Consider the following 11,471-nt stretch of genomic DNA (forward strand, 5'->3'; position numbering starts at 1 on the left):
GATGAAGGCGCCCACTGTAGCGGCTATTGGCTTGCCCGTGACGGGGCAGGGCCGCAGGCAGAATGGGCGACTGCCGCCGTGCAGCCACCGTGCTGCCATCGTCGATCCCGTCTGCATTGCCATGCGCCTCAAGTCCACGCCGCCTCCGTCCGATCCGTCCGACCCGTCCGCTTCCTCTGCACCGGCCGCCGAGCCCAGTGTCCAGTCCGTCGCCCGGCGCGGCATGCTGGGTTTTCTGCTGTTCTGGCTCCTGGTCATGGGAGTGCTGTACTGGGCCATGCAGATGTACCTGAAGCCGGCCGGCGTCAAGGTCCAGGCCGATGGCACGGTGGCCATTGCGCGTGACCGTGACGGGCATTTCCGCGTGGAAGGGGCCGTCAACGGGCAGCCCGTGCTGTTCCTGGTGGACACGGGCGCCAGCATGGTCGGCGTGACCGAGCCGCTGGCCGAGCGCGCAGGCCTGGACGGCGGCGAGCCGGTTCGCTTTCGCACCGCCAATGGCGAGCGCGACGGCCGCATGGTGGTGGCCGATCAGGTGCGCGTGGCCTCCCTGGTGGTCAGCGGCCTGCGCGTGGGCACGGGCTATACGGGCAGCACGGACAGGGATGCGCTGCTGGGCCAGAACTTCCTGCGCCAGTTCGATGTGGAAATACGCGGCGACCGCATGCTGATCCATCCGCGCGGCAGCGGGTCTTCGCCCAGGCAGTAAGTACGTAAGCAACTAAGTAACTAACTAGCTAAGCAAGGGAGAGGGACATGACAAACAACGGCTTTCGCACCGACAGGCGCAGGTGGCTGCAGACGGGCGCAGCCCTGGCGACGCTGGGCTGCACGGCCTGTGCCAGCGTGGGGCAGGGCGGTGCCTTTTCCACCGGCACCGGCACCGGCCTGGCCGAGGACCTGGGCGAACGCCTGGACCAGGGCGTGCAGAGCGGAGAACTGGCGAACCTGCACGCTGTCGTCGTGATGCGCCACGGCCGGCTGGCGCTGGAGCGCTATTTCGAGGGCGAGGACGAACGCTGGGGGGAGCCGCTGGGCAAGGTGGCCTTCAACGCCGACTCCCTGCACGATGTGCGCTCGGTCAGCAAGAGCATCGTCGGCCTGCTGTACGGCATGGCCTTGGCCGAGGGCAAGGTGCCCGCGCTGGACACGCCCCTTGTCCAGTCTTTTCCCGCCTACGGCGATCTGGCGGCCGATGGGCGCCGGCGCGCCATCCTCATCTCCCACGCCCTGGGCATGACCATGGGCCTGCAATGGGACGAGGACCTTCCGTATTCCGACCCGCGCAACAGCGAAATCGCCATGGAGCGCAGCAGCGACCGCTACCGCTACGTGCTGGAGCAGCCCATCGTCGCCCCGCCCGGCGAACGCTGGTGCTACAGCGGCGGGGCGACGGCCCTGCTGGGCCATCTGATCGCGCAGGGCAGCGGCATGCCGCTGCTGGACTATGCGCGGCACAAGCTGTTTGCTCCGCTGGGCATCGACAAGGCCGAGTGGACGCCTGGCACCAACGGCGAGGCGGCCGCCGCCTCCGGCCTGCGCCTGCGGGCGCGGGACCTGGCCCGCATCGGCCAGCTGGTGCTGCAGCAGGGTGAATGGCAGGGACGGGCGCTGGTGCCCCGGCATTGGATTGTGCAATCCATGCAGCCGCGCGTGGACGCCTGGCCCGGCCTGCGCTACGGCCACCACTGGTACGTGGGGCAGACCCGCGCCGGCCTGGCGTACTACATGGCCATCGGCCTGGGCGGCCAGCGGCTGGTGGTCGTGCCCCAGCATTCGCTGGTGTATGCCGTCTTCATGGGCAACTACGACAGCCCCCAGCAGGTGCAGCGCGTGGCCGCCGTGCAGGGCCTGATCGCCGCTGCCTTGCGTTGACTGCCTGGCGTTGACAGCCTTGCCCTGACAGCCGAGCGCGGGCACGTCGGGCGTGCGAGAATCCCGGCTTCCAAGGTCGGCCGCATGCCCGGCTCGCGCAAGCAGGGCGCGAAGCGGGGCGGGCCGGTGCGTGTCGAGGCTCGATCCACTTTCCTGGTTCCGGTGCCGGCCCATGAGCCCCTGAGGCCATGGCGCCGGTTGTTTCTGCCTCCCGCATGATCGCCAGATCACCGTTTGCCCGTGTCCCACCGCCAGCCCATCCGCATCGCCGACCGCCACCAATTCGACACCCTGATCGACGCCCGCTCGCCTGCCGAATTCGCGCAGGACCACATTCCCGGCGCCATCAACTGCCCCGTGCTCGACAACGAGGAGCGCGCCCGGATCGGCACCATCTACAAGCAGGTCAGCCCCTTCGAGGCCAAGCGCCTGGGAGCGGCCATGGTCTCGGCCAATCTGGCGCGCCATCTGCAGGAAACCTTCGCCGACAAACCCGCCAACTGGAAGCCGCTGGTCTACTGCTGGCGCGGTGGCCTGCGCAGTGGTTCCATGGTCACCTGGCTGCGCCTGGTCGGCTGGGATGCCCAGCAACTGGCCAACGGCTACAAGTCCTATCGCGGCCATGTGATCGAGCTGATCGACCGCCTGGTGCCCCAGCTGCGCCTGCAGGTGCTGTGCGGCGCCACCGGCAGCGCCAAGACCCGCGTGCTGCATGCCCTGGCCGAGGCCGGCGAGCAGGTGCTGGACCTGGAGGGCTATGCCAGCCACAAGGGCTCCTTGCTGGGCAACCTGCCCGGCGTGGAGCAGCCCAGCCAGAAATACTTCGAGACGCTGCTGGCCCAGCAGCTGGAGAGTTTCGACACCGCACGCACCGTGTACGTGGAAGGCGAGAGCGCCAAGATCGGCCGCGTGTCCCTGCCGCTGGTGCTGGTCGAGCACATGCGCCAGTCGCCCGTGATTGCGCTCGATGCCACGCCCGAGGCGCGCCTGGCCTACCTGCTGCGCGACTACGCCTACCTGGGCGACGATCCGCAGATGCTGGCCGACAAGCTGGGCTGGCTCAAGGAGCTGCAGGGCAAGGAGACCATCTCGCGCTGGCAGGCCTGGGCGCATGAGCGCAGCCTCTCGCCGCTGTTCTCCGAGCTCATGGTCCAGCACTACGACCCGCACTACGAGCGCTCGCAGGAGCGGCATTTCACGCAGTGGCGCACGCGCCGCAGGGTGCAGGCCGACGACCTCAGCGAGGCCGGCATCACCGCGCTGGCGCGCCAGATACTGGCGCTGGATGGGGCATCGGCCGCATGAAGCAGCCGCATGAAGCAGCCGCGTGGATCAGGCGTTTGAATCAGCCGTGTGAGTCGGCCAGCACCGGATACAGCGACAGCAGCAGCAGGGCCGCCATGCACCAGTTGAAGCGGCGCAGTGCCTGCGGCGAGCGCAGCGCGCGCCCCACGGCGCTGCCGAACAGCGTCCAGACGCTGACGCTGGGATAGTTCACGATGCCCAGCACCAGGGCGGCCAGCACCAGGTTGATGAAGAAATCCTCGCGCGGCGTGTAGGTGGCAATCACGCCGATGGCCATGATCCAGGCCTTGGGGTTGACCCACTGGAAGGCCGCCGCCTGCCAGAACCCGAAGGGCCGGGCACCCGCGTTGCCGCCGTCGATGCCGCCGCTGCCCGCGATCTTCCAGGCCAGCCAGACCAGATAGGCCGCGCCCAGGTACTTGAGCGCGGTGTAGATCACCGGCAGGCGCTCGAAAACCGCGCCCAGGCCCGCGCCCACCAGCAGCACCATGACCACCACGCCCACGGTGATGCCCAGCATGTGGGGCACCGTGCGGCGATAGCCGAAGGTGGCGCCCGAGGCCGTCAACATCACATTGTTGGGGCCGGGCGTGACGGAGCTGACGAAGGAGAACATGGCCAGTGGCAGCAGGAACGAGGTGTGGGCGGTATCGAAGGGCATGGTGGCAACAGGCATGACAGGGCATCCGGCGCCCTGTCTGCGCATGCCGCAGGCCGCGGCGCCGTCAGGCCATGCTAATGGCAGTGTTCGGTACAGTAGCAGTACACTTTGCCAGAACAATTTGCCAACTGGCCTGCCCACATGACCCTGACACTTGATCCCGCAGCCACGCCGAAGCAAGCGCAGGCACAGCAGACACCGCAGACATCGAGTGCATCCTCCGCTACGGCTTTCCAGGCCGCTGCGCCCTGGCGTCCGCTGCGCTCCTCCGATCTCTCGCTGGTCGAGCAGCTCGTGGACCACTACGGCAGCCTCATCCGCCACCATGGCCTGCGCGCGGGCTCGCGGCTGCCCTCGGTGCGCGCGCTGGCGCAGCAGGCCGGCGTCAGCCGCGATACCGTGGTCCAGGCCTACGACCGGCTGGCCGCCCAGGGCCTGGTGCATTCGCGGCGCGGCTCGGGCGTCTTCGTCAGCGCCCGGCGCGCGGCCCAGGCCTTGCCGCGCGCCAGCCAGGGCCTGCCCACGCTGGAGCAGGGCGCAGCATTCGATACCGCCTTTCTGTTGCGCAGCATGTTCCGCGAAGGCACGGAGCATTCGGGCGACGCCGGCATGCTGCCGCCGGAATGGCTGGACCAGGAGATGCTGGCCTCGGCCCTGCGCGCCGTCGGCCGCAGCACGGGCACCAGCCTGCTGACCTATGGCGTGCCCCAGGGCTATCTGCCGCTGCGCCAGCAGATCGCCTCGGTGCTGCAGGCCCAGGACGTGCCAGCCCACCCCGAGGCCCACCTGATGACCGTGGCCGGTGTCACGCAGGGGCTGGACCTCATCGTGCGCAGCCTGGTGCGCCCTGGCGATACCGTGCTGGTGGAAGACCCCGGCTGGTTTCTCATCTTCGGCCGGCTCAACGCCCTGGGGGTGAACGTGGTCGGCGTGCCCCGCCTGCCCGGCGGCCCCGACGTGGAGGCGCTGGAGCGGCTGGCCCGCCAGCACCAGCCCCGGCTTTTCATCCTGAACACGGCCGTGCACAACCCCACGGGCCAGACCCTGTCGGCCGGCGTGGCCCATGAGGTGCTGCGCATTGCCGAGCGCCACGACTTCTACCTGGCCGAGGACGACACCTACTCCGACTTCCTGCCCGGCGTGCCCGTGCGCCTGGCCGCCATGGACCGGCTGCAGCGCGTGCTCCTGGTGGGCGGCTACTCCAAGACCCTGGCCGGCAGCCTGCGCGTGGGTTATGTCGCGGCACACACCGACCTGATACGGCGGCTGACCGACCTCAAGCTGCTGGGCGGCCTGACCACGGCGCTGCCGGGCGAGCAGGTGGTGCACCGCGTGCTGGCCGACGGCCAGTACCGCAAGCATGTGGACCGCCTGCGCGAGCGCGTGGACCGCGCGCGCAACCGCTGCCTGCGCATGCTCGAAGCCCTGGACTGCCGCGCCCCGCACGAACCGCAGGCCGGCATGTTCGCCTGGGTGGACTGCGGCGTGGACTCGGAGGTGCTGGCCCGCCATGCCGCGCCGCAGGGCCTGCTGCTGGCGCCGGGCCTGCTGTTTTCGCCCAGGCAGGCCGCGGGCAGCATGCTGCGCATTCCAGTGCCCATGGTGGAGCAGCCCCAGACCTGGAAGATCCTTGGCCACCTGCTGGCGCAGCACCGGGGCGGTGGTGGATGAGTGGACGGTGCAGCAACACTGCCTGACGGGAGGTTGACGCTGCCGGCGCCAGGGCGTGTAAGACACGGCATCGGGCCTCGGGGCCCCGGTAGTGCGCTGCTATCGTTCCGGGATGACTATTGAGCTTGTCTTGCCAGGGGAGGCTGGCCGCAGAGCCGGGGTGAATGACAGCCGGCCCCGACCGGGAGGCGGTGCGGCGCGCCGCCTGGCGCCCGTGCTGGCGCTGCTGCTGACGGCGGGCTGCGCCGACACGCCCGCGCCGCGCGGCAAGGTGGAGGGCGCCTCGTTCGAGCCCAGCGAAATCGTGCAGTCCGACAGCAACCGCATGGCCACGCTGGCCATGAAGGAGAACCTGGACAGCCTGATGCGCATCATGGACAAGCTCTACCTGCGTAACCCCGCCGAGTGGAAGAAAACCGCCGAAAGCCGCGAGGCCGCATCCGCCTACGTGCGCATCGCCATCACCGAGCGCCAGCCCTGGGCCGACCTGCGCGGCGCCCAGGACGTGGCCTCGCTCTCGCTGGCGCTGCAGCCCGACTTCAAGGGCGACCGCGTGGCCGCCTTCGTCCATGCGCTGGCCGACACCATCATCACGGCCCACGGCGGGCGCACCAGCTTCACCCTGGTCCATGGGCTGGACCCGCAGCTGATCTACAACGCCGCGCGCAACGTGGAAGTGGCCAACTGGATACTCAACTCACGGCGCAATGCCGCTGGCGGGCCGCTGCTGCTGTCCAACCACCTGGGCGACGACGCGCGCAACCTGAGCTTCGAGCGCGAGATGGGCAAGATCATCGGCCGGCTGGACCTGATCGCCAACTACACCACCGAGCGCTACAGGCGCTCCTTCATCGGCTACGGGCAGGGACTGGTGGCGGGACCCTTCATGCAGTTCCTGCCCGTGCGCTGAGGCGGCAGGCGTCAGGACTCGTCACACAGAACGATGGTGACCAGAGCGGAGGTGTCTTCGATGGCGCGTACCGCATGCGCCATGTTGGCCGGCAGGTGCATCAGCTGGCCGGCCTGCAGGGACTGGCGGCTTTCGCCGAGCATCACCTCCAGCTCGCCTTCCAGGCAATGCAGGCTGACGCTGCCAGGCACCTTGTGCGGCGGCAGCGACTGGCTGGCGCGCAGCACCACGCGGATGACCTCCATGTCCTGGGACTTGAACAGGGCACAGGTCCGGGCGCCCGCCAGCCGCGCACCAAACGGCAGGACATCGATGGCTTGAGCGGTCAGTGCAAAGGGGGTGGCCATGGCGGACCTCCAGGCGTTGGCGGGCAATACTGCCATTGTCCTCCGAAGCACCGCAATCCATCAACCGCAGCTGTGTGACAGCAGGGGCTTGTGCAGGGTTTCAGCCCGGCACGCTGGCCTCCACCAGCAGGGTCAGCAACTGCAGCGACTCCTGCCAGCCCAGGTGACAGGCCTCGGCGGGAATGACGGCGGGCACGCCTTCCTGGGTCACATCCATTTCAGTGCCGCAAAACACCTCGCGCAGCGTGATGGTGGTGATAATCTCGCCAGGCAGTTGCGGGTCGTCGAAGCGGTCGGTATGGCGTACCAGCCGGCCAGGCTCCAGGTCCAGGAACTCCCCGCCGAAGCCGCTGCGCCCGCCCGTGGACAGATTGACGAAGGCCATGCGGTAGCGCCCGCCGACCCGGGCGTCGAACTCGGGCACCTCGCAGATGTAGCCGTGGGGCGGCAGCCATTTTGCAAGGGCAGCGGCCGTGGTGAAGGCCTGGTACACGCGCTGCGGCGGCGCCTTGAGGACGCGGTGCAGCCGGATGGTGTGGACGGTGTGTGACATGCGGAACTCCTTGGCGTGGTGTCGTGCAAGGCTGCCAGCCTCGCACCGATGCAGTCCGTGTGCAAGAGGCGGGATCTGGAGGCTGAAGAGGGATTCAATGATTCATAAATCGAATCCTTGCTTGGTTTTAAAGAATTGGACTTGAATCATTGACGCCCGCACCATGGCGGCGAGCGCTGGATACACAGCGCCGTTTTCCATAGGAAACAGGAGACAAGCAAATGAAGCATTCCCCGTTGCGCAGGGCCCTGGCCCTTGGCGCTCTCAGTGCCATGGCCGTCGTTGCAGCGCCCGCTGCGCAGGCCCAGGGCAGCTATCCCTCCAACCCCATCACCCTGGTCGTGCCGTTCGCGGCCGGCAGTGGAACCGATGCCGTGGCGCGCGTGGTGGCTACCCGGCTGGGCGAGCGGCTCAAGCAGCCCGTGATCGTGGACAACAAGGCTGGTGCCAATGCCCAGATCGCCGCCAACCATGTCGCCAAGGCCAAGCCGGACGGCTACACGCTGTTCATGACCACCAACACCTCGCACTCGGCCAACCCCTGGCTGGTCAAGGGCCTGAAGTACGACCCCGTCAAGGATTTCACGCCCGTGGCGCGCGTGGGCGAGCTGCCGTTCGCGCTGCTGGTCCACCCCTCCGTTCCGGCCAAGACCGTGCAGGAACTCATCGACTACGCCAAGGCCAATCCCGACCGCCTGTCCTACGGCACGCCCAACAGCACCTCGCTGGTCGCCTCGGAAACCTTCAAGTACGTCACGCGCGCCCAGATCACTTCGGTGCCGTACAAGTCCAGCCCGCAGGCGCTGACCGACCTCATGGGCAACCAGATCCAGGTCTACGTGGCCGACCTGGGCTCGGCCTGGGGCACGATCAAGACCGACCGCGTTCGCACCCTGGCCGTCACGGCGGCCAAGGGTTCCACCTTGCTGCCCAATGTGCCGGCCATCGGCAAGACGCTGCCGGGCTTCGACATCACCTCATGGAACGGCATCTTCGGCCCGGCCGGGATGCCGGCCGAGATCACCGAGCGGCTGAACACCGAGCTGCAGGCCATCCTCAAGGACAAGGCCGTGCAGGAGCAACTGGCCCAGGTCGGCTTCGAGGTCTGGCCCACGGCCACGCCCGCCGAGTTCGCCACCTATGTGAAGGACCAGATGGCCCGCTGGGGGCAACTGGTCAAGCAGGCCGGCATCGAGGCGCAGTGAGGGAGACCGGCATGCAAGAAGCGCAGCAGGGACAGCAAGGGCAGCAAGGCCCTCTTGCCGGCGTGAAGGTGCTGGACATGACCTCGGTGGTCATGGGCCCCTTTGCCACCCAGATCCTTGCGGGCCTGGGGGCCGAGGTGATCAAGGTCGAATCGCCCGAGGGCGACAACATGCGCCACGTCGGCCCCATGCGCAACCCCGCCATGGGCCACATCTTCCTGCAGGCCAACCAGGGCAAGCGCTCCGTGGTGCTGGACCTCAAGCAGGGCGCCGCGCGCGAGGCCCTGCTGCGCCTGGCCGAAGGCTGCGACGTGCTGGTCAGCAACGTGCGGCCCCAGGCCATGGCGCGCCTGGGCCTGGCCTACGAGGACGTGGCAGCGCGCAACCCGCGCATCATCCACGTGAGCTGCTGCGGCTTCGACCAGCGCGGCCCCTACGCGGCCCGGCCCGCCTATGACGACCTCATCCAGGGCGCCACCGGCGTGCCCTGGTTGGCGCAGCAATACGGTGGCGGCGAGCCGGCCTATGCCCCCATGACCCTGGGCGACCGCGTCACCGGCCTGCACGCGGTCTACGCCGTCACGGCCGCCCTCTATGCGCGCGAGAAGACCGGCAGGGGCCAGGCCGTGGTCGTGCCCATGTTCGAGGCCATGACCCAGTTCATCCTGGGCGACCACATGGCGGGCCTGTCGTTCGAGCCGCAGCTGGGCGGCCCCGGCTATGCGCGCCTGCTCACGGCCCACCGCAGGCCCTATCGCACCAGCGACGGCCACCTGTGCGTTCTCATCTACAACGACAAGCACTGGCACAGCTTCTTCAACGCCATAGGCCAGCCCGAGCGCATGGCCGAGCCCATCTTCGCCACCCACAGCCAGCGCGCGCTGCACATCGATGCCGTCTACGCCGAAGTCTCGCGGCTGATGGCAGGGCGCACCACCGCCGAATGGCGCACGCTACTGGACGCGGCCGACGTGCCCAACATGCCCATGGCCTCGCCCGAGGACCTGATCGCCGACCCCCAGCACCAGGCCACCGGCTTCGTGCATGAGATAGACCACCCCAGCGAAGGCCGGCTGCGCACCACGGCCAGCCCCACGCGCTGGAGCGCCACGCCGCCCGCAGAACGCGCCGCCCCCGCGCCGCGCCTGGGCGAACACACCCTGCAGGTGCTGCGCGACGCGGGCCTGACCGAGGCCGAACTGGCCGCCCTGCAGGCCAGCCGCGCCTGCAGCCAGGCTGCCGCGCTGCAAGACGCCCCACCACAAACACAAGCACAAACACAAACAGAAGGAAACCGCCCATGCCCCGCTACCTGATCCGTGAACAAGACGTGCCCGGCTACAGCCCCGCCAACCACCACGGCACCGTCAACCGGCGCCTGGTCAGTGCCGCCAACGTGGGCGCGCGCCACATGGAGCTGGTGCTGGGCACGCTGGAGCAGGGCGGCGGCGCGCTGCCCCATGCCCACCCCGGCATGGAGCAGGCCTGCTACCTGCTGGCCGGAACGGCCGAAGTGGAAATCGACACCCCGGACGGCAAGGAACGCTTTGCCATGCAGCCCGGCGACACCTGCTTCTTCCCCGAGGACTGCATGCACATCTTCCGCGTGACCAGCGCCGAGCCCGTGCGCCTGCTGGTCTTCTACAGCCCGCCGTACGGCGAGAACCCCGAGCGCGTGCGCCGGCCGGCAGCCTGAGCGCCGTCACCCCACAGACACAACAAGCGAACAGCTACAAGCAACGGAGAACACACCATGGACTTTCTGTGGAACGAAGAACAGGAACAGATACGCGACGCCGTCGAGCGCGCCTGCGCACCCTTCGATGCCGACTACTGGCTGCGCAAGGACCATGAAGGCGGCTTCCCGCACGACTTCCACAAGGCCCTGGCCGACGCGGGCTGGCTGGGCATTGCCATGCCCGAAGAGTTTGGCGGCGCAGGCCTGGGCATCAGCGAAGCGGCGCTGATGATGCACACCATCTCGGCCACGGGCGCGGGCCTGTCGGGCGCCTCGGCCGTGCACATGAACATCTTCGGCCTGCACCCCGTCGTCGTCTTCGGCACGGACGAGCAAAAGCGCCGCTGGCTGCCCCCGCTGATCGCGGGCACGGACAAGGCCTGCTTCGGCGTCACCGAGCCCAATGCGGGCCTCAACACCCTCAAGCTGCAGACCCGCGCCGTGCGCGATGGCGACGTCTACGTGGTCCATGGCCAGAAAGTCTTCATCTCCACCGCCCAGGTCGCCAACAAGATCCTGCTGCTGGTACGCACCAAGCCCGTGGAAGAGTGCAAGGGCACGGAAGGCCTGAGCCTGTTCTACACCGACCTGGACCGCGAACGCATCGAAGTGCGCGAGATCGACAAGCTGGGCCGCAAATGCGTGGACACCAACCAGCTGTTCATCGACGGCCTGCGCATCCCCGCCGAGGACCGTATCGGCGAAGAGGGCAAGGGCTTCTCGTACATCCTGCACGGCCTCAACCCCGAGCGCATCCTCATCGCGGCCGAGGCCGTGGGCCTGGGCCGCGCCGCCCTGGCGCGCGCCACCCAGTACGCCAAGGAGCGCGTGGTCTTCGACCGCCCCATCGGCCAGAACCAGGGCATACAGCACCCGCTGGCCCAGGCCTGGATGGGGCTTGAGGCGGCCCACCTCATGGTGCAAAAGGCCGCCTTCCTCTACGACAGGGGCCTGCCCTGCGGCGCCGAGGCCAACGCCGCCAAGTACCTGGCAGCCGAAGCCTGCGCCAAGGCCTGCGAAACCGCCATCTTCACGCACGGCGGCATGGGCTACGCCAAGGAATACCACGTGGAGCGCTACATGCGCGAATCCTGGATCCCCCGCCTGGCGCCCGTCAGCCCGCAGCTCATCATGTGCTTCATCGCCGAAAAGGTATTGGGCTTGCCTAAATCGTATTGACCCCTTGGTCGCTTCGCGCCTTCCCCC

General features: G+C 68.5%; 12 protein-coding genes. 9 read left to right on the plus strand and 3 right to left on the minus strand.

Annotation, left to right across the window (positions count from 1 at the left end):
• The first annotated feature begins 1 nt into the window (after window position 1).
• The 3 genes from DTS01S_RS21305 (at window position 2) to mnmH (ending at window position 3,180) form a co-directional block, all read left to right on the plus strand.
• Window positions 2–709, plus strand: a complete 708-nt coding sequence (locus DTS01S_RS21305) for a retropepsin-like aspartic protease family protein (RefSeq protein WP_061288701.1) — start codon at window positions 2–4, stop codon at window positions 707–709.
• A 47-nt stretch (window positions 710–756) separates the two neighbouring features.
• Entirely contained in the window at window positions 757–1,875 is a 1,119-nt protein-coding gene (locus DTS01S_RS21310) for a serine hydrolase domain-containing protein (RefSeq protein ID WP_061288703.1), read from the plus strand.
• Window positions 1,876–2,115: 240 nt separating this feature from the next.
• Complete coding sequence (gene mnmH / locus DTS01S_RS21315; RefSeq protein WP_026062968.1) at window positions 2,116–3,180, plus strand: tRNA 2-selenouridine(34) synthase MnmH; 1,065 nt, start codon at window positions 2,116–2,118, stop codon at window positions 3,178–3,180.
• 40 nt (window positions 3,181–3,220) lie between these two features.
• Here mnmH and DTS01S_RS21320 read toward each other — a convergent pair whose 3' ends face one another.
• Window positions 3,221–3,856 (minus strand): LysE family translocator, encoded by a 636-nt coding sequence (locus tag DTS01S_RS21320; RefSeq protein ID WP_016445977.1) that lies wholly within the window; start codon window positions 3,854–3,856, stop codon window positions 3,221–3,223.
• A gap of 126 nt (window positions 3,857–3,982) precedes the next feature.
• Here DTS01S_RS21320 and DTS01S_RS21325 point away from each other — a divergent pair, with 126 nt between their 5' ends.
• Window positions 3,983–5,512, plus strand: a complete 1,530-nt coding sequence (locus DTS01S_RS21325) for an aminotransferase-like domain-containing protein (protein WP_047219014.1) — start codon at window positions 3,983–3,985, stop codon at window positions 5,510–5,512.
• 112 nt (window positions 5,513–5,624) lie between these two features.
• Complete coding sequence (locus DTS01S_RS21330; RefSeq protein WP_370671642.1) at window positions 5,625–6,422, plus strand: hypothetical protein; 798 nt, start codon at window positions 5,625–5,627, stop codon at window positions 6,420–6,422.
• Between the two features lie 11 nt (window positions 6,423–6,433).
• Here the strand turns inward: DTS01S_RS21330 and DTS01S_RS21335 are convergent, their stop codons facing one another.
• Window positions 6,434–6,769, minus strand: a complete 336-nt coding sequence (locus DTS01S_RS21335) for a cupin domain-containing protein (RefSeq protein ID WP_016445980.1) — start codon at window positions 6,767–6,769, stop codon at window positions 6,434–6,436.
• A 100-nt stretch (window positions 6,770–6,869) separates the two neighbouring features.
• Window positions 6,870–7,322, minus strand: coding sequence for an SRPBCC family protein (locus tag DTS01S_RS21340; RefSeq protein ID WP_061288705.1), 453 nt, complete (start codon window positions 7,320–7,322; stop codon window positions 6,870–6,872).
• A gap of 221 nt (window positions 7,323–7,543) precedes the next feature.
• Between DTS01S_RS21340 and DTS01S_RS21345 the strand changes: the two genes are divergently transcribed.
• From DTS01S_RS21345 to DTS01S_RS21360, 4 genes are read left to right on the plus strand one after another with little or no spacing between them, the layout of a single operon-like run.
• The gene (locus DTS01S_RS21345; RefSeq protein ID WP_026062419.1) at window positions 7,544–8,527 is read left to right on the plus strand and encodes a Bug family tripartite tricarboxylate transporter substrate binding protein; all 984 of its coding nucleotides are present in this window, start codon (window positions 7,544–7,546) and stop codon (window positions 8,525–8,527) included.
• Window positions 8,528–8,538: 11 nt separating this feature from the next.
• The gene (locus DTS01S_RS21350) at window positions 8,539–9,843 is read left to right on the plus strand and encodes a CaiB/BaiF CoA transferase family protein (RefSeq protein WP_017405550.1); all 1,305 of its coding nucleotides are present in this window, start codon (window positions 8,539–8,541) and stop codon (window positions 9,841–9,843) included.
• Window positions 9,828–10,223, plus strand: coding sequence for a cupin domain-containing protein (locus tag DTS01S_RS21355; RefSeq protein WP_012205502.1), 396 nt, complete (start codon window positions 9,828–9,830; stop codon window positions 10,221–10,223). Before DTS01S_RS21350 ends, DTS01S_RS21355 begins: the two co-directional genes overlap by 16 nt.
• 57 nt (window positions 10,224–10,280) lie before the next feature.
• Window positions 10,281–11,444: an acyl-CoA dehydrogenase family protein gene (locus DTS01S_RS21360; protein WP_012205503.1), complete on the plus strand. Its 1,164-nt coding sequence runs from the start codon at window positions 10,281–10,283 to the stop codon at window positions 11,442–11,444.
• Window positions 11,445–11,471: the final 27 nt, after the last annotated feature.

The organism is Delftia tsuruhatensis NBRC 16741, assembly GCF_001571325.1.
Lineage (GTDB): Bacteria > Pseudomonadota > Gammaproteobacteria > Burkholderiales > Burkholderiaceae_C > Comamonas > Comamonas tsuruhatensis.